Source organism: Devosia honganensis (assembly GCF_042648785.1).
Classification (GTDB): domain Bacteria; phylum Pseudomonadota; class Alphaproteobacteria; order Rhizobiales; family Devosiaceae; genus Devosia; species Devosia honganensis.
Genome location: NZ_JBHRYD010000010.1, coordinates 173384 through 198599 on the forward strand (window position 1 = coordinate 173384; position 25216 = coordinate 198599).

The window sequence follows — 25216 nt, forward strand, 5'->3', positions numbered from 1 at the left end:
CCCCTCCGGCGCGCTTTCAGCCGAAGACATGGCGGCGGACCTCGTCCACATACCAGTCGAGATCGCGGCGGTAGCGGGCGACGGGACCGAGCACGACGATGGCGGGGGTGGGGATATCGGCGAGGTCGGGCGCTTTTGCGAGCGTGGTTTCGACGATGCCCTGGGTCGGGAGGGCAACATTGGAAACCACGACGAGCGGCTCGTCCGCGCCGCGCCCCGCCGCGAGCAGGCGGGACGCGATGGCGGGGAGATGCCGGACCGCCATGAACATGACCAGGACCGGCGCGGCGCGGGCCATGGCGGGCCAGTCGACGCCGCCGGGCACGGCGCCCGTCTCGTCGTGGCCGGTGAGGAACAGCACGGCGTGGTTGGTGTCGCGGTGGGTGACCGGCAGGCCGGCATAGGCCAGCCCCCCCAGCCCGGCGGAAATGCCCGGCACGATGCGGAAAGGGATGCCGGCGCGGGCCAGCGCCCCGGCCTCCTCGCCGCCGCGCCCGAACATGAACGGATCGCCGCCCTTGAGGCGCAGCACCCGCCGCCCCTGCCGCGCCAGTTCGATGAGCCGGATGGTGATATCGGCCTGAAGCGGCGAGGGCTTGCCGCCGCGCTTGCCGGCATGGATGCGCTCGACATGGGATGGGGCCAAAGCCAGGATGTCGGGCGAGACGAGGGCATCGTGGACGATGATCTCGGCCGCGCCCAGCGCGTGATAGCCCAGCAGCGTCATGAGGCCCGGGCCGCCGGGACCCGCCCCCACCAGCCAGACGGAGCCCGGCTCGAAGGGCGGAAAATCGGCGCCGGCGAGGCGGGAGAAATGGGTTTCAGACATGGCGTGCGGTGCAATCGGAGGCGGAAGGGCGCGGCCGCATGGCCGACCGGGCCGGCGCTTCGGCTTGTGCGGCGGCGGCGGCGCGGGCAGATTGGGACGAATCAACGGGCAAAGAGCGATGAGAATCCTGATCCTGGGGGGCACGGCGGAAGCGCGGCAACTGGCCGATCGGCTGGTGGCGCTGGGCCATGACGTCATCACCTCGCTGGCCGGGCGCACGCGGGAGCCGATCCTGCCGCAGGGCGAAGTGCGCACCGGGCCGTTCGGCGGCGTTCCGGGGCTGGGGGCCTATCTGCGCGCCGCGCGCATCGACAGGCTGGTGGATGCCACCCACCCCTATGCCGGCACCATCTCGCGCCATGCCGTGGCGGCGGCGCGGGAGGCCGGCGTCAGGCTGGTGCGCTATATGCGGCCACCCTGGACGCCGCTGCCCGGCCAGAGCTGGATCGTGGTCGATACGCCAAGGGAGGCGGCCGATAGCTGGCCCGCGGGCGCCGCCATCTTGCTGACCACCGGCCATGCGGGGCTGGAAATCTACCTGCAACGCGACGATTGCCGCCTCCATCTGCGCATGATCGAGCCCCCCGAGATCGCCCTGCCGCCCCATGCCGAGCTCATCCTGTCGCGCCCGCCCTTCTCGCTGGCGGAGGAAATGGCGCTGATGCGGCGTCATGGCATCACCCATCTGGTGAGCAAGAATTCGGGCGGCGCGCAGACTTCGGCCAAGCTCGAAGCGGCACGGCAATTGGGGGTCGAAATCATCATGCTGGCCCGCCCCGCCTATGGCCCGGCGCATGAGGTGGACAGCGTCGAGGCGGCGATCGAGGCGCTGGACCTGCCGGGAAGGGCGTGATCCGCGCCGCGGCGCGCGAGGGCGCAGGTGACGTTGGCAGAGCGGCGCTTGCCGGCCAGCAGCGTGCCGCAGGCCATGGCCGCCGCCTCGGCCACCGAGGGCAGGCCGGCAAGCTGCTCGACCCGGCGCGAGGGCGAAGGCACAAGGGGGGACAGAACGGCCGGCGGCAGGGCCAGCAGCGGCACGCCGAGGCGCGCGGCGGCCTCCAGCAGGGCCGGATGGCCGCTCTTGCGATCGAGCGTGGCAAGGGCCGCGACGTGGCGGCGCCCCAGCCCCTCGGCGCCAAGGCAGGCGTCGAGCAGGGCCAGCACCTCCGCAGGCGCGGCGGCGGCGCGGGCGCCGACACCCACCACGATGTCCGGGACCATCGAACCTGAACGGGCCGGGGCCAGGCCGGCGAAATCTGCACTCATCGTCGCCTCGGTTCACACGAGGCAGGTTCGCTCTAAAACCGGAGCAGCCCCGGGCTTGGTCCCGCCTTTGGTCGACCGCACCGGGCTCTGTTTCAGTTCCATCAAGGGAACGCTGCGCTGATCCGGTTCTAGGCGGGGCGGCGCGCCGGGTCAATCGAGAGCAGGGCAAAGATCGGAATGCTTCTGAAAATCGTTCGCAAATACAATGGGTTGCGCTTGCCGGTGCGAGACGTTATGCCCTGAGGCAACCCGCATGGAGGCGCGCCATGGCCGCCAATCGCACCCTCGCCATCGCCGCCAGCAGCCTGCTGGTCGGGCTGATCGTGCTGGGATTGAAATTCCTCGCCTGGTGGCTGACCGGCTCGATCGCGCTTTATTCGGACGCGCTGGAATCCATCGTCAACGTCGTGACCGCGCTCACGGCGCTGGCCGCCGTGCGGCTGGCGCAGCGGCCCGCCGACGCCACCCTGCCCTATGGCTATCACAAGGCCGAATATTTCTCCGCCGTGCTGGTGGGGGTGATGATCATCGTCGCCGCCATATTGATCCTGCGCGAGGCGGCGCTCGGCTTCCTGGCGCCGCAACTGCCCGAGGCGCCGGTGCAGGGGCTGGCGGTCAGCGCCGTCGCCACCGTCATCAACCTGGTCTGGGCCATGGTGCTGCTGCGGCAGGGGCGCAAGGCGCGCTCGCCGGCCATGGAGGCGGACGGCAAGCACCTGATGACCGACGTGATCTCGACCGTGGGCGTGCTGGCGGGGCTGGGGCTGGTGTTCCTCACCGGCTGGGCGCAACTCGATTCGATCCTCGCCGCACTGGTGGCGCTCAACATATTGTGGTCGGGCTGGGGGGTGATCCGCGACAGCGTGGGGGGCCTCATGGACGTGGCCGTGCCCAAGGACATCCAGCAATCCATCCGCGAGACCATCGCCGTCAATGCCGATGGGGCGCTGGAGGCGCACGACATCCGCACCCGGCAGGCCGGCCGCATGACCTTCATCGATTTCCACCTGGTGGTGCCGGGCAGCATGTCGGTGGACGACGCCCATGCCATTTGCGACCGGATCGAGGCCAAGCTGCGCGAGACGGTGAAAGACGTGCAGATCACCATTCATGTCGAGCCGGAGAACAAGGCCAAGCACGCCGGCATCGTGGTCGTATAGGCGGAGCAATGCACAAGTCGCGCCATTGCGAATGCTGGTGCGAATCGGATTCGGTGCTAGCGTGAGTGCGCTTGAACCAAGGGGGGATTCATGTTCAAGGCATTCCTGTCTTTCGACACCTTCATTCTGCCCGGCCTGACCAAGATCATCTACTGGATCGGGCTGGCGCTCATCGCGCTGGGCACGCTGGCGGCGCTGTTCGGCGCCATCGCCCTTTCGGGCAATCCCTATGCCCCGGCCGGCGGCGGCTTTTTCGGGGTGATCATGGCGCTGGTGGGCGGGGCGATCTCGGCCGTGGTCTGGCGCATCGTGGTCGAATTGTGGATGGTGCTGTTCTCCATCTACGACGTGCTCAAGGAAATCCGCGACCAGCGGCGCTGACCGGCTTGCGGGACGATGATTTGGCAGGCACAGTCGGCCCATGCGCATCGCCATCGTCCTTGCCACGCTGATCCTCGCCACCCCTGCCCTGGCGCAGTTCTGGACGCATTACGCCAATGCGCGGTTCGGCTACGAACTCGACATTCCGCCGGGCTATGAAGGGGCCGGCGAAAGCGTCAATGGCGACGGCCAGGCCTTCCATCTGCCCGGGGGCCTGCAGGAGCTGACCGTGTGGGGCGGCTGGCTGGTGGAGCCCGAAAACTTCGAGCAAGAGGCGGCGGCGCGCATCGCCGGGGACATGGAAGCCGGCTGGGCGCTGACCGACACGGCCACGACGCCGCACTGGGCCGGCTGGTCCGGCGTGCGCGGCGACCGCATGATGCACCAGCGCATGATCGCGCTGTGCGAGGGCGACGGCTTCGCCGCCCTGCGGGCGGACTATCCGGCGACGGATTTCGTTGCGATGCAGCCCGTGCTCGAGGGGCTGGCGCGGTCCTTCGCGGCAAGAGGGTGCTAGGGGGTTTTTACCCCGTCCACGGTGTCATTCCCGCGCATGCGGGAATCTCCGTTTCCTTGTCCTGCATCCCCAAGGGATTCCCACTTTCGTGGGAATGACACCGTGGGTGGTGAGGCTTCAAAACTCGATGCCCTTCTGCGCCTTCACGCCGGCGCGGAAATGGTGCTTGATCTCGGTCATTTCGGTGACCAGGTCGGCGATCTCGATGAGCTCGTCCTTGGCGTTGCGCCCGGTGACGATGACGTGCTTGTCCGCCGGCTTGTTCTTCAGCGCCTCGACCACCTCCGCGATGGGCAGATAATCGTAGCGCAGGCAGATATTGAGTTCGTCGAGCAGCACCATGTCATAGGACGGGTCGGCGATGAGCGCCCTCGCCTGCTCCCAGGCCTTGGCGGCGGCGGCGAGGTCCCGCTGGCGGTCGGCGACGTCCCAGGTAAACCCCTCGCCCATGGCGTTGATGGTCACCTGGCCGGGGAATTTGTCGAGCGCGTCGCGCTCGCCGGTGTTCCAGACGCCCTTGACGAACTGCACCACCCCGACGCGCATGCCATTGCCCAAAGCGCGGAACACCATGCCGAAGGCGGCGGTCGACTTGCCCTTGCCCTTGCCGGTATGGACGATGAGCAGGCCCTTTTCCTCGGTCTTGGTGGCGAGAATCCTGTCGCGCGCCACCTTCTTCTTCTTCATCTTCTCGGCGTGATAGGCATCGCGCTCCGCCTCGGTCATCAAATCGGTCTTCTTGGCCGGCTTTTCGGTGAGCTTGTCGTTCATGGCGTCGTCTCCAGGAAAGCGAATGCGGAATTGGAACGGGGCGACCAGAGGCCGCGCTGCCGGGCTTCTTCGAACTTAGCCAGCAACTCGTCATAGCCGAAGCGGTTGGCCTCGATGAGGAAGGCGCGCACCGCGTCGTCCTCGATGAAGGCCTCGAAGGCCAGGTCGAAATGGTGGCTCTTCACCGCGCCGGTGGTGGCGGCGAAGGCGAACATGAAATCCACCGTGGCGATGATCTCGAAGGCGCCGCGATAGGAATGGCGCATCATGCCGGCCAGCCATTTGGGATTGACCACGCGCGAACGCATGACGTGGCTCACCTCCTCCTCCAGCGTACGGATGCGGGGGCGCTCGGGGCGGGAATGGTCGTTGTGATAGGCGGCGGGCTTGTGGCCGGACAGGGTCTCGGCGGCCAGCGCCAGCCCCCCCTCGAACTGGTAGTAATTGTCCGAGTCGAGCAGGTCGTGCTCGCGATTGTCCTGATTGTGGATCACCGCGTCGATCCCGGCCAGCCGCGCCTTGAAGCGGTCGAGCAGCGGCGTGCCGTGGGCCCTGGCGCCATAGGCATATTGGCCCCAGGCCAGCGCCCGGTCGGCGAGGTCGGCCCGGCCGCTCCAGGCGCCGCTGTCGATCAGCGCGTTGAGGCCGGCGCCATAGGTGCCGGGCTTGGAGCCGAAAATCCGGGCACCGGCCTCGAGCGCGGCGTCGTCCTCGCTGCTGCCGGCGGCAATGAGCCCCAGCGCCTCGGCGCGCATGCGGGCGGCGATGGGATTGTCGTCCGCGGGCTCGTCGAGGGCGCCGATGGCGCGCACCGCCCGGTCGAACAGCGCGATCTGGACCGGAAAGGCGTCGCGGAAAAAGCCGGAAATGCGCAGGGTGACGTCGACGCGGGGGCGGCCCAGCCTGGCGAGGGGAATGATCTCGTAGCCGGAGACGCGCAGCGATCCCGGGTCCCAGGTGGGGCGGGCGCCGATCAGCGCCAGCGCCTGGGCGATATCGTCGCCGCCGGTGCGCATATTGGCGGTGCCCCAGACGGAAAGGGCGACGGCCTGCAAGTGATGGCCATGATCCTGCAAATGCCGCAGCACCAGGCCTTCGGCGGATTTGCGGCCCAGCTCCCAGGCGCTGGGGGTGGGCACGGCGCGGGCATCGACGGAATAGAAATTGCGCCCGGTGGGCAAGACGTCGAGCCGCCCGCGCGAGGGGGCGCCGGAGGGCCCGGGGGCGATGAATTTTCCGTCGAGCGCATCGAGGAAGGCGGCCATCTCGGCGGGACCGGAAGCGGCAAGGCGCGGCTGGATGAGGGTTCTTATCGTGGCCAGCACGGCGCTTGTGGCGGTCCAGTCGGCGGGGGCGTCGAGCGTGCCCTCGACCAGCGCGGCGGCGAGGGCTTCGAGGCGTTCGACCACATCGCCGGTGGTGCGGGGGGCGATGGAGCCGGATGCGTGGAAAAAGGGAATGGAAGGCCCATGCCATGGCTCGCCCAATTTCGCGGTGAGCGGATCGAAGCCCAGCCTGAGGTCGTCGGCGAGGGCGCGGATGAGGGAATTGTCGCCATCCGCCTCGCCGCGCGGCACGCGGGCCAGCGCCACCGCCAGGTCGCGCGCCATGGCGCCGACGGGGGACTGGCCGAAAACGTGCAGCCCGTCGCGGATCTGGGCTTCCTTCAGTTCGCAGAGGAAATTGTCGATCTTGAGCAGGGCCTCGGTCTCGTCCTCGGGCAGGCCGATATCGCGGTCGAGCCGGCTGTCGCGGGTGAAGTCGAGAATGCGGCGCCTGAGGTCGGCAAGGCGGCGCCGGTCCATGCCCGAGGCGGCGTAATATTCATCGAGCAGGGCTTCGAGATCCTTCAGCGGCCCATAGGTCTCGGCGCGGGTCAGCGGGGGCACCAGATGGTCGATGATGACCGCGCCGGTACGGCGCTTGGCCTGGGTGCCCTCGCCCGGATCGTTGACGATGAAGGGGTAAAGATGCGGCAACTGCCCCCAGAGCGCATCGGGATAGCAATCGGCGTCGAGCGCCGCCGATTTGCCGGGCAGCCATTCGAGCGTGCCGTGCTTGCCGTTATGCACCATGGCATGGGCGCCGAATTCGTGGCGCAGCCAGAGATAGGCGGCCAGATAGGCATGGGGCGGGACCAGATAGGGATCGTGATAGCTCGTGGTCTCGTCCGGCTCATGGCCGCGTCCGGGTTGCAGCAGGATGGCCACATTGCCGAAGCGATGCACCGGCAGGTGGAAGGCGCCATCGCGCACGAACGGATCGGCGGACGGGTCGCCCCAGCGCGCCGCGACGGCCTCGCCGATCTCGGCGGGTAGCGTGGCGAGCAGCTCGGCATAACGCGCCAGCGGCAGCACGGCATCCGAAGCGCCCCGCCGGGGAGCGGCGTTGGTGGGGCCGGACTGGAGCAGGGCAATGAGATCGGCGGCGGATGCGGAGTAGGTCCTGGGATCAGCATCGCCACCCCCTCCCCCGGCCCCTCCCCTCAAGGGGGAGGGAGGCGATGGGGTCGGCTGGTTGCCCAGAGCCGCATCGATAGCCTGCCAAACTCCCTCCTGATTCCCAAGGTCAGTATTACTGAAACGGATGACCTTGTAGCCGATGCTCTCCAGAAATGCGGTCCGCTTGCAGTCGTGGCTCTCGCCGCTTTCGGTGAAATGCGTGTTTCCATCCAATTCTATGACCAGCTTGGGATGGTGACTGGCAAAGTCAGCGACATAATCGCCCAGCGGCACCTGCCGGCGGAACTTCACCCCGCGCCCGGCAAATGTCTTGAGCAGCGGCCATAGCACTCGTTCCGGCACTGTCTGGTCGGCCCGCAGCCTTCGGGCGTTTGAAACGCTCTTTCCATGCATCTTTCTGGCATTGCCAAAAACCAGCGGCCGGGCCTCCCTCCCCCCTTGAGGGGGAGGGCCGGGGTGGGGGGTGGCCTGGCGATCAATCGAGGCGTCCCCACCCCGCCCCTCCGGGGGAAAGGGCTTTGGCTCAGCGAGCGTGTAGCCCGCGCGCTCCAGCTCCGTCAGCATTCGCACCGTCGATTCGGGCGCGTCGTAGCCGACGCCGTTGGCGAGGCGCCCGTCGCGCAGGGGGTAGTTGGAGAGGATGAGGGCGATGCGGCGCCGGGGGGGCGGGGTCGCGCGGAGGCGGGCCCAGTTCTCCGCCAGGGTGACGGCGCGGGCGATGCCGCCCGCATCGGGGGCATAGGCGGTGAGCGGGCATTGGGTGCGCTCGTGCCAGACCGCATCGGCCTTGTGGCCGACAAGGATGCCGGCCAGCCGCCCGTCGACCTCGGGCATCACCAGGTACATGGCCATGTCCTTGGCCGAGAGCCCCTGCGGATCGGCCGCCCATTGCGCCTCGGAGCGGCCCGACTGGATGAGCTGGATCACCGGCGCGTCGGTTCGGGCGAAGGGATTGGCCTTGCCCTCGAGATCGGCGATGCCCAGCGCGAAGGCGGTGAGGTTGAGGATGGCGGCGGGCGGGAAGGCGGCGAGCGCGTCCTGGACGAAGCGCACGCAGGGCGCCTCCTTGAGCGAGGAGACCAGCAGCGGCACCGGGGCGAGGCCGCGCCCTTCCAGCGCGGCGACGAGGGCTTCGAGCGTCGCCGTGCCGGCGCCTTCGAGGGCGGCGCGGTAGAAGAGGATGGGAATGTGAGGGCGGCCCTGCGCCGATATTTCGCCAGCACCGGGCCATGACGATGGCGCGGGGAGGCCGGCATGGAGCCGGCGCAGACCGGCCTCGTCGGTCATGCCGATGCGGGGGTGCCAAAGGCCGAAGCGGGGGAAGGGCCTGGGAGCGATGCCGGAGGTATCGAGGCCCGCCGGCCCGTCGCCGGCCAGACGGGAGAAAAGCCGCAGGATGGCGTCGGCATTGTCGGGGCCGCCGGCGACGAAAAGCGAATGGAGGCGCGACCAGTCGTCGGCATGGACGGTGGAGCGGTCGCGCAGGATAGGATCGGGATTGGCGTCGCCGGGGAGCAGCACCAGCGGAATGCCCCGGCCGGCGCAAAGGGCGGTGAGTTCGTCGACGCCATATTGGAAATAGGCGGCGCCGCCAAGCAGCCGCAACACGACGAGGCGCGCATGGGCAACGGTCTTTTCCGCCCATAGGTCCACGGAAAGATTGTTGGACAGGCGCAGAATATTGGCGAGCCGCAGCCCCTCCTCCCCGGCCCGGTCGGCGGCGCCGGCCAGCATGGCCAGCTCGCTGTCGGCCGAGGAGGCGAAAACGCAGGCGCCGGGGGCCTGGGCGAGGTCGATGGCCTCGCCTTCCTGCTGGATGGCACCGGCCTGGGCGGAGAGAAGGTGCATCAGGGGCTCGCCTCCCGAGGCGACGGCAAGCCCGACCCCCCACCCCACCCCCTCCCCGGCCCTCCCCACAAGGGGGAGGGGGCGCTGGTCGCTGCTTCCATCAAAACCTGAAAGCCTCCAAGGAGAGGGCGGGGATTCAAGTGGCTCGACATGGCCGACATCACGCCGCCGCCTGTTCCAGGCTCCGGGTGATGGCGGCGCGGTCGAGGGGCTGCTCGCCGATGACCACGAGCGAGGTCGCGCGGGTTTCGCCGTCCTTCCAGGGGCGATCGAAATAGGCGGTGACGCGCGGGCCGACGGCCTGGATGGCGAGGCGCGCGGCGGCGCCGGGCACGGCGGCAAAGCCTTTGAGGCGCAGCACGTCATGGGCCTTGATGGTCGCCTCGATGACCCCGAGCAGGTGATCCTTGCCGCGGATATCGGCGAGGGTCAGCGAAAAACTGTCGAAATCGTCGTGCTCATGAGTCTCGCCGCCATGCTCGAGCTCGTGATGGCTGGGACGGTTGGCGATGTCGGCCTCGCTCTCCATGCCCATGCCGAGCAGGGCCGCCACGTCGACATGGCCGTTGGCGGCGCGCACGATGCCGACGCCGGGGCGCAGTTCGGCGCGGATATTGGCCTCGACCTTGTCGAGCAGGGCCGGTTCGACCAGATCGGTCTTGTTGATGATGACCATGTCGGCGGCCGAAAGCTGGTCCTCGAACAGTTCGCCCAGCGGGGTTTCGTGGTCGAGCATCTCGTCCTGGCGACGCAGCGCATCCACCGCCGCCTCGTCATTGGCGAAGCGCCCCTCGGCCAGCGCCGCCGCATCGGCCACGGTGACGACGCCGTCAATGGTCACCTGGGCCTTGATCTCGGGCCAGTTGAAGGCGCGGATCAGCGGCTGCGGCAGGGCGAGGCCCGAAGTCTCGATGACGATGTGATCGAATTTTTCCGGGCGAGCGAGCAGCGCCTGCATGGTGGGGATGAATTCGTCGGCCACGGTGCAGCAGATGCAGCCATTGGAAAGCTCGACCATGTCCTCCTCGCGGCAGGTCTCGTCGCCGCAGCCGGCGAGGATGTCCCTGTCGACGCCCAGATCGCCGAATTCGTTGATGATGAGGGCGATGCGCTTGCCCTTGGGGGCGTGCGCCAGCATGTGGCGCACGAGGGTGGTCTTGCCGGCGCCGAGAAAGCCGGTGATGACGGTGGTGGGGATTTTGGTGGTCAAGCCTTGACTCCATTGACAGATGCGGCCGGACGGGCGGCCAGATAGGTGTTCACCCCGCCAAAGACGGTGCCCAGTACCAGCCAGAACACGGCCGAGGTGCCGATGGCGGCGGCGGCGAATTCCGCAGCCAGATGCGCGGGCACTGCGCTGGGCTCGTCCGGGGCGGCGGGGGCGCCGACGATATGGGGAATCGCGACCAGGGCGACGGCGACGGCCACGGCCCAGGGCGCGCGGGTTCTGGCGAGCAGCAGGATGGCGGCGCCGGTGGCCAGGGCCGTTCCTATCCACCAGAGCTGGCGCGCGAACAGGTCGGCGGCGGGCATGCCGGGCAATTCGGGCGCCAGCCCATAGGCGGGGGCGAGCACGAAGGCGGCGAAGCCGGCGGCGCCCCAGACCCAGCCGGTGCGGGTATCGATGGGCAGATTGGCGAGGGCGGAGACGCCCCCGATCAGGAGGGCGAAGCCGGCGGCGGCCAGCAGGTTGGCCAGCACCGTGTAGGCGGTGCGCTCGGCCCCGTCCTGGGGAGCCCATTCCCCGGCTTCGACCTCCGCCTCATGGTCGTGCGCGTCCGCCCCGGCGCCATGGGAATGGCCTGCCTCGCCCTCGAACGTCTCGGCATGCAGGATCAACGGGGTGACGCGGAAATGCTGGATGGCCGAAACCAGCAGGCCAGCACAAAGCGCTGCGGCCAGCGCAGCGAAAAACAGATTGCGGAACATGTGTGCGCTCTTTCCTCTGTCCCGCCTCAGTGGCAGGGAAAGCCCATGGCGTGGCGCGTGTCGTGAGCGCCGTTATGCAGGCGGTAATCGCCGGCAAAGCCGGTGCCCGCGAGCAGGACGAGGCCCAGGAACAGGGCCAGCCCGCCGGCAATGAGCCGCTGGGACGGGGAAAGGGAAGCAGAACCGGTGGAAACTGCGGTCGTATTCATATGGCACCCTCCGTGCACGGAATCGAAATGGGCTCTTCGCCCGGCCTTGTGGCGGCAGGTCTCCTGGCTCGCGGTGAATGCAGCGCCCCCGCCTTCCCGGTGCCCTGCTTGATCATCCCGTTCGAAAACGGGCCGATCGAGCCGGCATCCAGTGGCGTCATGGGGGCGCCCACCGCTTACAGTTGCGGGGGCAGCCACGGATTTGGTCCCTGATGGGTACGCCGCACCGTGTTCCCTGTTCCTCCCCTCGCCCTCAGGGTCCGGGGAACCGTCACGCTCCAGCAATACGCCCTTGGAGGCGGCGGGGTCAATCGCGCCGGCGGGCGACTCAGGCTATCGGGGGCGCGACATAGGAGACGGACCATGCAGCCCATCAAGTTCGACCGCGACGAAACCAAGGCCATCGTGGCGGAAATCCAGGACTATTTCCGCGAGGAGCTCGACCAGTCCATCGGCGCCATGCCGGCGGAAATGCTGATGCAGTTCTTCGCCGACAAGATGGGCGCGCATTTCTACAATCGCGGCCTGCATGACGCCCAGGCGCTGATCCGCAAGAAGCTCGACAATGTCAGCGACGAGATTTTCGCGCTGGAACAGCCCACGCGTTATGTACGGTGAGGGGGTGCCGGCCATCTTGCGACCAAAATGGTCCCGCGCTATATTGAGGCATGCGGATCATTGCCCGCCGTACGCTGCGGCTTTTCGTCGACAGTCTTGAAGGCCGGAAAGACCAGCCGGCGGTGAAGGCGGCACTCGCCGCCTGGTTCGACGAAGTGAGCAAGGCGCAGTGGTCAGGCAGTGCCGACGTCAAGCGGCTCTATGCCACGGCGAGCATCGTCAGCGCGGAGCGGGTCGTGTTCAACATCAAGGGCAATGACTATCGCCTCGTGGTGTCGGTGGATTTCGAGAAAGCCATCGTCTGGATAAAATGGATCGGTTCGCACCGGGACTATGACGCGATTGACGTGAAGGAGATCAGGCATGGCCAATGAGCTGAAACCGATCCGCACGGAAGCGGATTACGAGGCGGCGCTGGCCGAGGTCGAGCGGCTATGGGGCGCGGCGGGCGGCACGCCCGAAGGGGATCGCCTCGATATCCTGGCGACGCTGATCGACGCCTATGAGGCCAGCCATCACCCCATGGACCCCCCTGATCCGGTGGAGGCCATCCTGTTCCGCATGGAGCAGCAGGGGCTCAGCCGCAAGGATCTGGAGTCGATGATCGGCCCCCGCAACCGGGTGGCGGACATTCTCAACCGCCGGCGGAGCCTGTCGATCGAGATGATCAGGCAATTGCATGACGGGCTGGGCATATCGGCCGAGGTGCTGATCCGGCCGAGCCGAGCCGGCAAGGAAGTGGCCTGAGGCGCCACCCGACAATGCCGCTTCCGGACCGGCACTTCAGAGGCTAGAAGACAGGGCCGGCAGCGGGCCGGTTTTCCTTGTTCGCGGAGGAAGCCTTGGGCTTCAATGTCGCTACCCTGGCCCCTGTCGGGCTGTTGCTTGCGTCCAATCTGTTCATGACCTTCGCCTGGTACGGGCATTTGAAATTTCCCGGCGCGGCCCTGTGGGTCGTGGTGCTGGCGAGCTGGGGCATCGCCTTTTTCGAATACTGGCTGGCGGTGCCGGCCAACCGCATCGGCTATGGCCTCTATTCGGGGGCCGAGCTCAAGACCATGCAGGAGGTGATCTCGCTCTCGGTCTTCGCCCTGTTCGCCGTGTTCTATCTGGGCGAGAAATTCACCTGGAACCACGGCATCGGCTTCGCGCTGATCGCGCTGGGGGCGTTCTTCGTCTTCAAGGGGCCGCTGAAATAGGGCGGCCAATCCCGGAAGATGACTTGACGGAAGCGGCGACCAGCGCTCCCTCCCCGGGAGCAAGAAGGCACCGATTCCGCCTGAGAACGAAAGGCTCTAGCCGAGGCACTCCGCCAGTCCGGTGGCGAGGTTGCGCAGCAGGCCGGGGTAGAGGTCGGGGCCTTCGGCGAGGGTCGCGCCTTCCGGATCGAGCGTGCCGGAGCCGGCCTGCGTGCCTTCCACGATGGTGCGCACGATGGCCGGCTCGAAATTGGGCTCGGCGAAGACGCAGGTGGCGCCCAGCTCGGCGACCTTGGCGCGCAATTCGTCGATGCGGGCGGCGCCGGGCATGGCTTCGGGGGAGACGGTGACCGTGCCGGCCACCTCGAGGCCGAAACGATTCTCGAAATATTGATAGGCGTCGTGGAAGACGATGAACGGCTTGCCGGCGACCGGGGCCAGGATCTGGCGCAGCTCCTCTTCCAGCTCGTCCAGCCGCACCAGCTCCGCCTCGGCATTGGCGCCATAGGCGGCGGCATTCCCGGGATCGGCCTCGGCCAGCACGGTGGCGATTTCGGTCACCATCAGCTTGGCATTTTGCGGATCGAGCCAGAAATGCATGTCGGCGCCGCCATGATCGTGGTCGTGGTCGTGGTCGTGGTCGTGGTCATGGTCATGGTCGTGGTGATCGTGATCGTCGTCGCCGTGGGCATGGGCTTCGAAGGCCCCGCCCTCGCGGATGGGCAGCAGGTCGATGCCCGGCGCATGGGACAACTCGACCACTTCGGCATCGCCGGACAGGGTGTCGAGCGCGTCGCCGAGGAAGAGTTCCATGCCCTGGCCGGTCCAGAAGACGATGTCGGCGGCTTCGAGCGCGGCGGCGTCGGAGGGGCGCAGGGCATAGGTGTGGGGCGAGGCCGCGCCCCGGACGATGAGGACCGGCTCGCCCACCCCCTCCATGACGGCGGCGACCAGCGAGTGGATGGGCTTGATGGAGGCGACCACATCGGGCGCAGCCAAAGACGTGCCGGTGAGCAGCAGCGTTGCGAGCGCCGCGAGCGGCAGGGCGGTTTTCATCGGTCTCGTCCCTTTCGGGTTGGTGATATGTTATGTTATTACGCTTGCAGCATTGTTATGCTATAACGTATTGAAAGCCGTCAAGACGGTTTCCGGCGGGCTGGGGAAAAACCCCTGGCCGGGAATTGCCGCCGCGGCCCCGTTCCTTCGAGGACCCAAAACGAGATGCACGATACCAGGCTCAGGGAAACGCTGATCACTCTTGCCGGTGCCGGCGTGCGCCAGGGCGGGCGCATGCTGGTGGAGGACATCGACCTCACCATTGCGCGCGGGGAGATCGTCACGCTGATCGGACCCAACGGCTCGGGCAAGTCGACCACGGCCAAGCTGGCCACCGGGGTGCTGAAGCCCAGCATGGGCCGGGTGACGCGCAAGCCCGGGCTCCGGATCGGCTATGTGCCGCAAAAGCTCGCCATCGACTGGACGCTGCCGCTCACCGTGGAGCGGCTGATGACGCTGACCGGGCACTATCCGGCCGGGGAGATCGCCGCCGCGCTGGAGGCGGTGGGCGCCGCCCATCTGCGCCGCGCCGCGGTGCAGGAACTGTCCGGCGGGGAATTCCAGCGGGTACTGTTCGCCCGGGCGATGATCCGCCAGCCGGACTTGCTGGTGCTGGACGAGCCGGTGCAGGGCGTCGATTTTTCCGGCGAGGTGGCGCTCTACGAGTTGATCCGGCGCATCCGCGACACCACCCATGCCGGCATTTTGATGATTTCCCACGACCTGCATGTGGTGATGGCCGAAACCGACACGGTGATCTGCCTCAACGGCCATGTGTGCTGCCGGGGCACGCCCGGCGCGGTGAAGAACAGCCCGGAATATCTCAAGCTCTTCGGCGGCAGGGCGGCCTCGGCGCTGGCGATCTACCAGCACCATCACGACCATGTGCATCACGACGACGGGTGCGTCGTGGGCACGGAAGCGGGACACGAGCACAAGGGGCATCACCATGGGCATTGAAAGCGGAAACAGGAGCGGCGGCCATGTTCGGTGATTTCTTCTCGCGCGCGCTCATCGCCGGCATCGGCATTGCCGCCGTGACCGGGCCGCTGGGCTGTTTCGTGGTGTGGCGGCGCATGGCCTATTTCGGGGATACGATGGCGCATTCGGCGCTGCTGGGGGTGGCGCTGTCGATCCTGCTCTCGCTCAACATGACGCTGGGCGTGTTCGCCGTGGCGGCACTGGTGGCGGGGGCGCTGGTGCTGCTGCAAAAGCAGGCGACGCTCTCCACCGACGCGCTATTGGGGATTCTCAGCCATTCCACCCTCGCCGTGGGACTGGTGCTGGTGGGCTTCCTCACCAGCGTGCGCATCGATCTCATGGGGTTCCTGTTCGGGGATATCCTGGCCGTCTCAGTCGAAGACATCGCCGTCATCTATGGCGGGGGCGCGGCCATCCTGCTCATCCTCTGGCTCAACTGGCGGCCGCTGCTGGCGGCGACGGTGAGCCCGGAACTGGCCGAGGCGGAGGGGCTGCGGCCCGAAGTCAGCCGCATAATCCTCATGCTGCTGATGGCCAGCGTCATCGCCATCGCCATGAAGCTGGTGGGCGTGCTGCTGATCACCTCGCTGCTGATCATCCCCGCCGCCACCGCCCGCCGCCTCGCCGCCACGCCCGAAAGCATGGCGGGCGTGGCGGCGGTGCTCGGGGCCATATCGGTGGCGGGAGGCCTTTATGGATCGCGGACCTGGGACACCGCCTCGGGCCCCTCCATCGTCGTGATGGCGCTGACGATCTTCCTCATCTCGCTGGCGGTGCCCACCGCACGACTGTTTGGCAGGAGAGAACACCATGGTGCATGACCATTCGATGCCGGCCGACCTGACCCGCAATCAGGAACTGGTGCTGGGAGCGCTCAACACCGCCCCCGCACCCCTCAGCGCCTATGACATCCTCGACCGGCTGCGCGAGGACGGATTGCGGGCGCCGCTGCAGATCTACCGGGCGCTGGACAAGCTGATGGAGCGCGGGCTGGCGCATCGGCTGGAATCGCTCAACGCCTTCGTCGCCTGCGCCGACGGGCGCTGCCACCGCAAGGGGCTGATCGCCTTCGCCATCTGCGAGGGTTGCGGCAAGGTGGACGAATTCGCCGACGCCGCCATCGAGGAACGGCTGGGCGGCTGGGCCGAGCGGACCGGGTTTGCGGTGAAAAGCACCATCATGGAAATCCGCGGCCAATGCGCGCAATGCCGGCAGGCGGCATAAGATGAGCCGATCGGCCTCCCGGACGATCCCGAACGCCCACCCTCAGTCCCTCCCCACAAGGAGGAGGGAGGCGAAGGAGCCGATTCCGCCTGGCGCTGAACGGCTCTAGCCGAACGTTAAAAACCGTATCGCCGCGGCGCCGTATTGCCGGGTATCGTCGAGCGCGAACCCTTCCGGCACCGTCACTTCGGCGTCGGCGGCTTCCTCCCAGACGATGACGGCGCCGGGGGCGAGCCAGCCATTGGCGGCGAGTTCGGCGAGGGCTTTTTCGCCCAGGCCCCGGTGATAGGGCGGATCGAGAAAGACCAGGTCGAACTGTCCGAACGTGCCGGGCTTGCCGAGCGCCGTGGCGTCGCGGCGCAGCAGCTTGGTGATGCCGGCGACGCCGAAGGCCTCGATATGATCGCGGATGAGGCCGCGCGCCTCGGCGCCGGTCTCGACGAAGGTGACGTGGGCGGCGCCGCGCGACAGGGCTTCCAGCCCCAGCGCGCCGGTGCCGGCGAACAGGTCGAGCACCCGCCTGCCCTCCAGCACCGGGCCGAGAAGCGAGCCCAGGATGTTGAAGATGGATTCGCGGGCGCGGTCGGAGGTGGGACGGGTGCCGTCGTCCGCCGGGGAGGTTAGCTGCTTGCCGCGGAATTTGCCGGCGACGATGCGCATGGCCTAGCCCCGCGGCTTGCGCGGACCGGCAGGACGGCCGCCGGAGGGACGGCCACCACCGGGACGATTGCCCGGGGGCCGGCCGCCGCCGGGGCGGTTGCCGGGCTTGCCTGAAAACGGCCGGTCGCCGGGCCGGGGGCTGCGCGGCTTGTCCCCAAAGGGGCGGTCGCCGAAGGATCTGGGGCGATCGCTCCTGTCGGCAAAGGGCTTTCGCGGGCCGAAAGGCTTGCCGCCCGGCTTGCCGTCGCGGGCGGGGCGCTCCGCGAAACCACCCTGCTTGCGCGGACCGCGCGCCGGCCGGTCGCCGAAATCGCGCTGCGGACGATCGCCGAAACCGCCCCGGGCGGGCTTGTCGCCGAAATCGCGCTTGGGCCGGTCGCCGAAACCGCTTCGCGCCGGCCCGCCATCGCGGCGGGGCGGACGATCACCGAAACTCTTGCGGCCTTCGGGCCGGTCGGGGCGCTGGCCGGGACGGGCGGGCCGGTCCGCCTCGTCGCGGCGCGGGCGGCCCGCGGCCTTCGGCTCGAAGGTTTCGGGGGCGCGGCCCTCTTCGTCGAAATGGATGCGGCGGGGGCGCCCGGCGGGGCGTTCCCCTTCGTCGCGGCCGAAGCCGGGGCGGCGCTCGCCCGCGCCCCGCGCGGCGCCGCGCGGCGGATTGGGACGGCTGTGGTCGCGGTCGCGCGGGGAGCGCACCGGGCGGTCGTCGCGCGGCGGGGCGAGCTCGGGCATCTCGCTCTCGAAATCGACGCCGGCGGCCTCGGCCAGTTTCTTGCCGAGCTGGTCGCGCAGCATGCGCGAGCGCACCGCCTCGATGCCGCCTTCGGGCAGGTCGCCGAGCTGGAACGGCCCGTAGGAAATGCGGATGAGGCGATTGACCTCGAGGCCGAGCGAGCCCAGCACGTTGCGGACCTCGCGGTTCTTGCCCTCGCGCAGGCCCAGCACCAGCCAGACATTGGCGCCTTGCTCGCGCTCCAGCACCGCCTGGATGGGGCCATATTGCACGCCGTCGACGGTGACGCCGTCGCGCAGCCCGTCGAGCTGGGCCTGGGTGACCGAGCCGAAGGCGCGGGCGCGATAGCGGCGCAGCCAGCCGGTCGAGGGCAGCTCCAGCACCCGCTTGAGCCCGCCGTCATTGGTGAGCAGCAGCAGACCCTCGGTATTGATGTCGAGCCGGCCCACGGTGAGCACGCGCGGCAGGCCCTTTTTCTCCAGCGCCTCGAAAATGGTGGTGCGGCCCTCGGGGTCCTTCTCGGTGACCACGAGCCCCGCCGGCTTGTGATAGAGCCAGACGCGGGTGCCCTGGCGCGCGGCGAGCGGCAGGCCGTCGACCTCGATGCGATCGCGGCTGGTGACGTTGAAGGCGGGGGTGAGCACCTTCTTGCCGTTGACGGCGACGCGGCCGGCGCTGATCCAGCCTTCGGCATCGCGGCGGGAGCACAGTCCCGCGCGGGCGATGACCTTGGCGAGGCGGTCGGAGGTTTCGGGCTGTTTGGGCGTGTCGCTCATGAGCGGACTTTCTGGCATGCGGGACCCATGATGCCCGGCAGAGGCGCGGGGCGGGCGGCGCGGATAAACGGAAAGCGGCCGGATCGGTCCGGCCGCTGGAAGATCGTGACCGGGCGCGGGCCTCGCGTTCCCGCGAAGGCGCCCTGCCCTAATTGTTCAGCGTCACCTCGGAGCTGCGCAGGCCGCCGCCAGGGCCGCCGCTGATCGAGCCGCCGGTGCTGGGCGCCGTCACATTGCCGCGCTCGAGCGCCCGGCGCACATCGGCCGGGCAGCGCTGGTCGCGCAGCGACACCAGTTCGCCCGAGGCGGTGCGGCAGACGAGCTGCGCATCGCCCACGCGGGTGAAATATTCCTCGGGCGGCAGATAGAGCGGGCGCCGGGTATTGGCGGTGACGGCCATATTGGCCTGCTGCATGCGGGCGGTGAGCTGGCGCGCCTCGGCCTCGGTCAGCGGGCGTCCGCCCAGCGAGCGCATGTCGACGACGCGCGCATTGCGCAGCCGGGCGATATCGTCCTGCGAAAGATTGGTGGTGTCGATCTGCACCGTGTTGGAATTGACCGGCAACTGCGCCGCCGCCACCTGGGTGCTGGGCGCCGGCAGGTCGCCCGTGCTCTTGGGCAGGACCAGCGGGGCGCGGGCCGCCGTCAGGTCCTCCTTGGGCGGATCGCCGGGAATGAGGCCGATGCCGCGCGCGGTGGAATTCATCACCTCGCGCTCGAACGTACCGAAATCGGTCATGGCGTTGGTGCCTTCGACCGTGGTGCAAGCGGCCAGCGCCAGCGTCGCCGCCAGGCCCAGGGCGGCAAGCCCCGCCCGAGCGGCAACCGAAAGAGCAGCGGGCTGCCCGGTCAATCCAATACGCATGCAACGTCCCTTACGATGTCGGCGGCGTTTATAACGCATTCCCAGCGCTAAGACCAGATTTTGGCAGCAAGGTGATGTTCGCCCCTCATGTCGGCTTTCCGGCCGATTTCCGCCGCGGCAGCAGCAGGTCGGCGAACAGCAGCACCACGCCCAGGGTGATGGCCACGTCGGCCAGGTTGAAGATGTAGAACGACCAGCCCTGCCAGTAGAAGTGGAAAAAATCCGCCACCGCCCCGTAGAGCAGGCGATCGAGCGCGTTGGAGAGTGCACCGCCGATGCAGAGCGCCAACCCCAGCCGCACCAGCAGCCCCTCGCTGCGCCACCACCAGACCGACAGCGCCACGATGGCCACCAGCATGACCAGCCCCAGCGCCCATACCGGCAGCCCGTCGAACAGGCCGTAGGAGATGCCGGTATTCCAGACCAGCACATAATCGAAGAAGGGCGCGACCGGCACCACCTCGCCGCCGCGCCAGCCGATCAGCCCCGGCGGGTGATAGGCGGAAAACACCGCCACGCAGGCGGCCTGGCCGATGGCGTAGCATTCGGCGGCGATATGGAAGCCCTTCTGCGCCCGGTCGATGCCGAAGGCCAGCACGGCCGCCATCAGCGAGACGAGGACGCCGGGGTTGCGGAGGGATGGGGCGGGCATTCTCATGGCGTCTCCGACTTTCTATCCCCCTCCCCCTTGAGGGGAGGGGTTAGGGATGGGGGTTCGAGCCTTGCCATATAGGAAAATCGACCGCGTGGCACCGCCGGAACCCCCACCCTCTTTCCCTCCCCTCAAGGGGGAGGGAGGCGCAAGAACCGCCGAGCCCGGCTTACAACCCCGCCGCCGCACGTTCGCGCAGGGCCTGGGCGTCGCGGAGGGAGACATCCGGATAGTCCGGATCGGACCCCACCTCGGGCAGCACCTTCCACGAGCGGGCGCAGCGGCGTCCCTCGGCATGGGCGGGCAGGACGGCGATGCCGGGCACCTCCTCGAGGCGGAAGGCCTCGGCGGGGCCGTCGCCCTCGACGATCTGCACGGCGGAGGTGATGGCGATCTCGGCCAGGTCCTGGCCGTCCAGCGCCGCGATATGGCGCGGATCGGCAACGAAGACCTTCGGGGCCGCCTCCAGCGAGGAGCCGATGCGCTTTTCGCGGCGCTCGATCTCCAGCGCCCCGGTGACGACGCGGCGCACGGCCCGGATGAGCTGCCATTTGCCGGCCAGTTCGTCATCGCGCCACTCGGCCGGAACATGGGGGAAAAGCTGCAGGTGCACCGAGGAGCCCGGCTCGGGATGCCGCTCCAGCCAGCATTCCTCCATGGTGAACACCAGGATGGGCGCCAGCCAGGCGGTGAGCGCGTTGAACAGCAGGTCGAGCACGGTCAGCGCCGATTTGCGCCTCATGCTCGAGATCGGGTCGCAATAGAGCGCGTCCTTGCGGATATCGAAGTAAAAGGCGCTGAGCTCGATATTCATGAAATTGGTGAGCAGCGTGACCACCTTGCGGTAGTCGTAATCCTTGTAGGCGGCCCGCACCCCCTCGTCGAGCTGGGCCAGACGGTGCAGCATCAGCCGCTCGAGCTCGGGCATGTCGGCGGGCGCGACCACGTCCTCCTTACGGAAATGGGCGAGATTGCCCACCAGCCAGCGCAAGGTGTTGCGCAGCTTGCGATAGGCATCCACCGTGGTCTTGACGATCTCCTTGCCCAGGCGCAGATCCTCCGAATAGTCGGAGGACGCCACCCAGAGGCGCAGGATATCGGCGCCGTATTGCTTGATGATCTCCTGCGGGGCGACGACATTGCCCATGGATTTGCTCATCTTGCGCCCTTCCCCATCCATGGTGAAGCCATGGGTGAGGACGCTGTCATAGGGCGCGAAGCCATTGGTGGCGCAGCTTTCGAGCAAGGAGGAATGGAACCAGCCGCGATGCTGGTCCGAGCCCTCCAGATACATCGAGGCCGGGAATTTGAGATAGGGCCATTTCTGCTTGTTGCGCAGCACGAAGGAATGGGTCGAGCCCGAGTCGAACCAGACGTCGAGCACGTCCATGATCATCTCATAGTCCTCGGCCCGATAGGCCTCGCCCAGATAGAGACGGGCGGCGCCGGGCTTGTACCAGGCATCGGCGCCCTCCTCTTCGAAGCTCTGGGCGATGCGGTGATTGACCGCCTCGTCCTTGAGGATCTCGCCCGTCTGCTTGTGCACGAAGACGGTGATCGGCACACCCCAGGCGCGCTGGCGCGACAGCACCCAGTCGGGCCGGTCGGCGATCATGGCGCGCAGGCGGTTCTGCCCGGCGGACGGGTAGAATTTGGTGCGGTCGATGGCATTGAGCGCGCGGGCGCGCAGGGTGTCGCCTTCCGCACCCTCGATCGGCTTGTCCATATAGACGAACCATTGCGGGGTGTTGCGGTAGATGACCGGCTTCTTGGAGCGCCAGGAATGGGGATATTGGTGCTTCAGCCGGCCGCGGGCGATGATGTTGCCGTGCTCGGCCAGCGCCGCGATGACGCGATTATTGGCATCGCCCTTCTTGCCGTTGTCGTCGATGACGCGGGCGCCCTCGAAGCCGGGGGCGTCCTTGGTGTAGAAACCCGCATCGTCCACCGCATAGGGGATGGCGGGATCGATGCCGCGCTCCCGGAGCAGGCGGGTCGAATCCATCCAGATGCCGAAGTCGTCGAGGCCGTGACCCGGCGCGGTATGCACGAACCCGGTGCCGGCATCGTCGGTCACGTGCTCGCCATCGAGCAGGGGCACGGCGAATTCGTAGCCGCCGGCGAGGCCGGCGAGCGGATGGGCGCAGGCGATGGAAGCCAGTTCCCCGGCGCCGACATCGGCGCGCCGTTCATAGGCCTCCACCTTGGCCTTGGCGAAGACTTCCGCCGCCAGTTGATCGGCGAGGATATAGCGGTCGCCCACCTTGGCCCAATTGCCCTCGGGCGCGGCGGTCACCTGGTAAAGGCCGCAGGCGATGCGGCTGGAAAAGCTGATGGCGCGGTTGGCCGGGATGGTCCAGGGCGTCGTGGTCCAGATGACCACCGCCGCATCCCGATGCGCCCCCGCCGTCACCGGGAACTTCACCCAGATGGCGTCGCTCTCGTAGTCGCGATATTCGATCTCGGCCTCGGCCAGCGCGGTGCGCTCGACCACCGACCACATGACGGGCTTGGAGCCGCGATAGAGCTGGCCGCTCATCGAGACCTTCATCAGCTCGCGGGCGATCTGGGCTTCGGCGTCGAAGCTCATGGTGAGATAGGGATTGTCCCATTCGCCCACTATGCCGAGGCGCTTGAATTCCTCACGCTGCACATCGACCCATTGGGTGGCGAAGGCGCGGCATTCCTGGCGGAACTCGATGACCGGGACCTCGTCCTTGTCCTTGCCGCGGGCGCGGTACTGCTCCTCGATCTTCCATTCGATGGGCAGGCCATGGCAGTCCCAGCCCGGTACATAGGCGGAATTGTAGCCCAGCATCTGCATGGAGCGCGACACCAGGTCCTTGAGCACCTTGTTGAGCGCGTGGCCGATATGGATATTGCCGTTGGCATAGGGCGGGCCGTCATGCAGGGTGAAGAGCGGCCGGTCCTTGGCCTGCTCGCGCTGCAGGGCATAAATATCCATGTCCTGCCAGCGCTGGAGCCAGACGGGCTCGCGGTCGGGCAGGCCGGCACGCATGGGAAAATCGGTTTCCGGCAGGAAAAGCGTGGCCGAATAATCGGTTTCGGTCGCGCCAGAAGCGGTGTCGTTCATGGATCGGCAATCGGTTCGGGAAGATTTGCGCGCCTTTTAGCAAGTGCGGGCGGCGGGGGCAAAGGGTGATTTTCCCGGGCCCCGATCAGGCGAAAAAGCCCAGCCTCGCATCGAGCCCGCTCAAGGGCTTCGCCTCGGCCAGGAGCGCGCGGGCCTTGCGGGCGTCGCGGCTCATGGCGGCGGTGAGCTCGTCGAGGCCGGAAAACACCTCCTGCCCCCTTATATGGCCGATAAGGGCGATGGTGAGGGTCCGGCCGTAAATATCCTCGTCGAAACCGAACAGATGGGTTTCGAAGGGCGGCAGTTGGTTGTCGAACATGGGCTTGCCATAGGCGGCGACGCCGTCGAAGAGCCGCTCGCCCAGAAGGGCGCGCACCGCATAGACGCCCTGGGCGAGCTGGAAGCCGGTGGAGGTTGCGGTATTGGCGGTGGGAAAGCCCAGCTCCCGCCCCCGCTGGTCGCCCTTGATCACCCGGCCCTCGAAGAACCAGTGATAGCCCAGCAGCCGGTTGGCGGCGGTGACGGCTCCCTCGGAGAGGGCGGCGCGGATGCGCGAGGAGGAGATGGGCTCGTCGCCCTCGTCCATGAGATCGAGGATTTCCACGGAAAAGCCCAGCCTTTCCCCCGCCGACTTGAGAAAGGAGGGGGTGCCGCGCCGCTGGCGGCCGAAGTGGAAATCGGAGCCGACGATGACCCCGCGCACCCCCAACTGCTCCACCAGCATGGTCTCGACGAAGACTTCCGCCTCGTTCTGGGAAAAGGCCCGGTCGAAGGGCAGGACGACGATGCCGTCCAGCCCCATGGCCTGGGCCAGCCGCGCCTTGGCGTCGCCCCGGGTGAGGCGGAACATGAAGGGGGACGGGGCGAAGACGTCGCGCGGATGCGGCTCGAAGGTCAGCATCAGCGCCGGCACCCCGGCGGCGCGGGCCCGCTCCAGCAGCCTGTCGACGATGGACTGGTGGCCGCGATGCAGCCCGTCGAAATTGCCGATGGCGACGAAGGCCCCGCGCAGGCCGGCCGGCAGGGCGTCGAGACTGGAGAGGCGGGCAAAGGTCAAGTCAGTGGGCTCCGGACAGGGGAATATGCGGCGCGGACCGGACCATATCGCCCGCCGTCACCAGGCCAGGCGCGGCAGATAGCCGGCGGTGCGGGCGCGGCTGGGGGCGATGAGATCGGCGATGGCCTGCGGATCGGGCTTGCCGAAGGCGTCGAGCTCGGCTGCGTGGATGGAACCGGTGATGAACAGCAGGTCGATGCCGAACTGGGCGGCGCCGGTGGCGTCGGTGCGCACGCTGTCGCCGATGGCGAGCACGCGCGCCTTGTCGAGGCCGCGGCCGGCCGCCCGTTCCGCCAGCGCGAAGGCCTGCTCGTAAATGGGCTGGTAGGGCTTGCCCGCCATGTGCACCATGCCGCCCATGGCCGCATAGAGATCGCCCAGAGCGCCGCCGCAATAGACGATGCGGTTGCCATGCTCGACCACCCGGTCGGGATTGGCGCAGATCATGGGCAGCTTGCGCGCCAGCCAGAGTTTGGCGCGCTCGCGGTACATTTCGGGGGTGTCGTCGTCGGTGTCGAGATCGGTCACCACCACCACCTCGGCCTCTTCGGGGCCGGTGCGCCGCAAATCCAGCCCCTCGTAAAGCGCGTCGTCCTCGGTGGGCGGGCCGACATGGTGGATGGCGCGGCCGCGATATTTCTCGATCATCGAGCGGGTGGCGTCGCCCGAGGTGACGATGTCGTCATAGGCGTCGCGCGGCACCCCCAGCCGATCGAGCATGGCGACGATCGGGCCGGAAGGGCGCGGCGCATTGGTGATCAGCACCACCCTGCCCCCGGCGCGCCGGAAGGCGCTCAGGGCCCCGACCGCCTCGGGAAAGGCGGCGACGCCGTTATGGATCACGCCCCACACATCGGAGAGGACGGCATCGTAGCGGCCGGAAAGATCCGAAAGACCCGAAATGACCGGGAGGGGCGACGTCATGGACTGGT

At 68.0% G+C, this 25216-nt stretch carries 26 protein-coding genes and 1 riboswitch; of the genes, 11 read left to right on the forward strand and 15 right to left on the reverse strand.

Going from position 1 to position 25216, the window contains the following annotated elements:
- Positions 1-16: 16 nt before the first annotated feature.
- Complete coding sequence (gene cobA, locus ACFOOL_RS11825) at positions 17-829, reverse strand: uroporphyrinogen-III C-methyltransferase (protein ID WP_380097273.1); 813 nt, start codon at positions 827-829, stop codon at positions 17-19.
- 118 nt (positions 830-947) lie between these two features.
- Between cobA and ACFOOL_RS11830 the strand changes: the two genes are divergently transcribed.
- Positions 948-1682 carry a cobalt-precorrin-6A reductase gene (locus ACFOOL_RS11830; RefSeq protein ID WP_380097275.1) on the forward strand — a complete coding sequence of 245 codons (735 nt, stop codon included), beginning with the start codon at positions 948-950 and terminating at the stop codon, positions 1680-1682.
- Here the strand turns inward: ACFOOL_RS11830 and ACFOOL_RS11835 are convergent.
- A complete protein-coding gene (locus ACFOOL_RS11835; RefSeq protein ID WP_380097276.1) occupies positions 1610-2095 on the reverse strand; it encodes a cobalamin biosynthesis protein in 486 nt (161 codons plus the stop codon). The genes ACFOOL_RS11830 and ACFOOL_RS11835 overlap by 73 nt on opposite strands.
- Before the next feature lie 266 nt (positions 2096-2361).
- Here ACFOOL_RS11835 and ACFOOL_RS11840 point away from each other — a divergent pair, with 266 nt between their 5' ends.
- From ACFOOL_RS11840 to ACFOOL_RS11850, 3 genes are all read left to right on the forward strand, one after another.
- Positions 2362-3255 (forward strand): cation diffusion facilitator family transporter, encoded by an 894-nt coding sequence (locus ACFOOL_RS11840; RefSeq protein ID WP_380097277.1) that lies wholly within the window; start codon positions 2362-2364, stop codon positions 3253-3255.
- A gap of 90 nt (positions 3256-3345) precedes the next feature.
- Positions 3346-3636 (forward strand): DUF4282 domain-containing protein, encoded by a 291-nt coding sequence (locus ACFOOL_RS11845; RefSeq protein ID WP_380097278.1) that lies wholly within the window; start codon positions 3346-3348, stop codon positions 3634-3636.
- A 40-nt stretch (positions 3637-3676) separates the two neighbouring features.
- Positions 3677-4153 (forward strand): hypothetical protein, encoded by a 477-nt coding sequence (locus ACFOOL_RS11850; RefSeq protein WP_380097280.1) that lies wholly within the window; start codon positions 3677-3679, stop codon positions 4151-4153.
- 117 nt (positions 4154-4270) lie between these two features.
- Here the strand turns inward: ACFOOL_RS11850 and cobO are convergent, their stop codons facing one another.
- The 5 genes from cobO to ACFOOL_RS11875 all read right to left on the reverse strand — a co-directional run bounded on the left by cobO (position 4271) and on the right by ACFOOL_RS11875 (position 11372).
- Positions 4271-4879: a cob(I)yrinic acid a,c-diamide adenosyltransferase gene (cobO, locus tag ACFOOL_RS11855; RefSeq protein WP_380097490.1), complete on the reverse strand. Its 609-nt coding sequence runs from the start codon at positions 4877-4879 to the stop codon at positions 4271-4273.
- 41 nt (positions 4880-4920) lie between these two features.
- On the reverse strand, positions 4921-9234 hold the full coding sequence (gene cobN, locus ACFOOL_RS11860) for a cobaltochelatase subunit CobN (RefSeq protein WP_380097281.1): 4314 nt from the start codon (positions 9232-9234) through the stop codon (positions 4921-4923).
- Between the two features lie 160 nt (positions 9235-9394).
- Entirely contained in the window at positions 9395-10444 is a 1050-nt protein-coding gene (cobW, locus tag ACFOOL_RS11865) for a cobalamin biosynthesis protein CobW (protein ID WP_380097282.1), read from the reverse strand.
- On the reverse strand, positions 10441-11163 hold the full coding sequence (locus ACFOOL_RS11870) for a CbtA family protein (RefSeq protein WP_380097284.1): 723 nt from the start codon (positions 11161-11163) through the stop codon (positions 10441-10443). The genes cobW and ACFOOL_RS11870 overlap by 4 nt, the downstream gene beginning before the upstream one ends.
- Positions 11164-11189: 26 nt before the next feature.
- Positions 11190-11372 carry a CbtB domain-containing protein gene (locus tag ACFOOL_RS11875; RefSeq protein WP_380097285.1) on the reverse strand — a complete coding sequence of 61 codons (183 nt, stop codon included), beginning with the start codon at positions 11370-11372 and terminating at the stop codon, positions 11190-11192.
- Positions 11373-11408: 36 nt separating this feature from the next.
- Positions 11409-11660, reverse strand: a riboswitch (cobalamin riboswitch).
- Positions 11661-11735: 75 nt separating this feature from the next.
- On the opposite strand from ACFOOL_RS11875, the gene ACFOOL_RS11880 reads away from it, so the two are divergent.
- The 4 genes from ACFOOL_RS11880 to ACFOOL_RS11895 all read left to right on the forward strand — a co-directional run bounded on the left by ACFOOL_RS11880 (position 11736) and on the right by ACFOOL_RS11895 (position 13189).
- Positions 11736-11990: a DUF2164 domain-containing protein gene (locus tag ACFOOL_RS11880; protein ID WP_380097288.1), complete on the forward strand. Its 255-nt coding sequence runs from the start codon at positions 11736-11738 to the stop codon at positions 11988-11990.
- A gap of 50 nt (positions 11991-12040) precedes the next feature.
- On the forward strand, positions 12041-12364 hold the full coding sequence (locus ACFOOL_RS11885) for a type II toxin-antitoxin system HigB family toxin (RefSeq protein ID WP_380097290.1): 324 nt from the start codon (positions 12041-12043) through the stop codon (positions 12362-12364).
- Positions 12354-12737 (forward strand): helix-turn-helix domain-containing protein, encoded by a 384-nt coding sequence (locus ACFOOL_RS11890; RefSeq protein ID WP_380097291.1) that lies wholly within the window; start codon positions 12354-12356, stop codon positions 12735-12737. Before ACFOOL_RS11885 ends, ACFOOL_RS11890 begins: the two co-directional genes overlap by 11 nt.
- Before the next feature lie 95 nt (positions 12738-12832).
- A complete protein-coding gene (locus tag ACFOOL_RS11895; RefSeq protein WP_380097292.1) occupies positions 12833-13189 on the forward strand; it encodes a DMT family protein in 357 nt (118 codons plus the stop codon).
- A gap of 96 nt (positions 13190-13285) precedes the next feature.
- Here ACFOOL_RS11895 and ACFOOL_RS11900 read toward each other — a convergent pair whose 3' ends face one another.
- Positions 13286-14245, reverse strand: a complete 960-nt coding sequence (locus ACFOOL_RS11900) for a zinc ABC transporter substrate-binding protein (protein WP_380097293.1) — start codon at positions 14243-14245, stop codon at positions 13286-13288.
- A gap of 165 nt (positions 14246-14410) precedes the next feature.
- On the opposite strand from ACFOOL_RS11900, the gene ACFOOL_RS11905 reads away from it, so the two are divergent.
- Genes ACFOOL_RS11905 through ACFOOL_RS11915 form a run of 3 tightly spaced genes read left to right on the forward strand, consistent with a single transcriptional unit; the run spans position 14411 to position 16450 of the window.
- On the forward strand, positions 14411-15205 hold the full coding sequence (locus ACFOOL_RS11905; RefSeq protein WP_380097295.1) for an ATP-binding cassette domain-containing protein: 795 nt from the start codon (positions 14411-14413) through the stop codon (positions 15203-15205).
- A 23-nt stretch (positions 15206-15228) separates the two neighbouring features.
- Positions 15229-16047, forward strand: coding sequence for a metal ABC transporter permease (locus ACFOOL_RS11910; protein WP_380097296.1), 819 nt, complete (start codon positions 15229-15231; stop codon positions 16045-16047).
- Entirely contained in the window at positions 16037-16450 is a 414-nt protein-coding gene (locus ACFOOL_RS11915) for a Fur family transcriptional regulator (protein WP_380097297.1), read from the forward strand. Before ACFOOL_RS11910 ends, ACFOOL_RS11915 begins: the two co-directional genes overlap by 11 nt.
- Before the next feature lie 105 nt (positions 16451-16555).
- On the opposite strand, the gene rsmD is transcribed toward ACFOOL_RS11915, so the two are convergent.
- From rsmD to ACFOOL_RS11950, 7 genes are all read right to left on the reverse strand, one after another.
- Positions 16556-17110, reverse strand: coding sequence for a 16S rRNA (guanine(966)-N(2))-methyltransferase RsmD (rsmD, locus tag ACFOOL_RS11920; RefSeq protein WP_380097298.1), 555 nt, complete (start codon positions 17108-17110; stop codon positions 16556-16558).
- A gap of 3 nt (positions 17111-17113) precedes the next feature.
- Positions 17114-18616: a pseudouridine synthase gene (locus ACFOOL_RS11925; RefSeq protein ID WP_380097299.1), complete on the reverse strand. Its 1503-nt coding sequence runs from the start codon at positions 18614-18616 to the stop codon at positions 17114-17116.
- 148 nt (positions 18617-18764) lie between these two features.
- Entirely contained in the window at positions 18765-19481 is a 717-nt protein-coding gene (locus ACFOOL_RS11930) for a hypothetical protein (protein WP_380097301.1), read from the reverse strand.
- An 85-nt stretch (positions 19482-19566) separates the two neighbouring features.
- Entirely contained in the window at positions 19567-20139 is a 573-nt protein-coding gene (gene lspA, locus ACFOOL_RS11935; protein ID WP_380097303.1) for a signal peptidase II, read from the reverse strand.
- Between the two features lie 163 nt (positions 20140-20302).
- Complete coding sequence (gene ileS, locus ACFOOL_RS11940) at positions 20303-23227, reverse strand: isoleucine--tRNA ligase (protein ID WP_380097304.1); 2925 nt, start codon at positions 23225-23227, stop codon at positions 20303-20305.
- Positions 23228-23312: 85 nt separating this feature from the next.
- Positions 23313-24284, reverse strand: coding sequence for a bifunctional riboflavin kinase/FAD synthetase (locus tag ACFOOL_RS11945; RefSeq protein ID WP_380097305.1), 972 nt, complete (start codon positions 24282-24284; stop codon positions 23313-23315).
- A 57-nt stretch (positions 24285-24341) separates the two neighbouring features.
- Complete coding sequence (locus tag ACFOOL_RS11950) at positions 24342-25208, reverse strand: TIGR01459 family HAD-type hydrolase (protein ID WP_380097307.1); 867 nt, start codon at positions 25206-25208, stop codon at positions 24342-24344.
- Positions 25209-25216 lie beyond the last annotated feature (8 nt).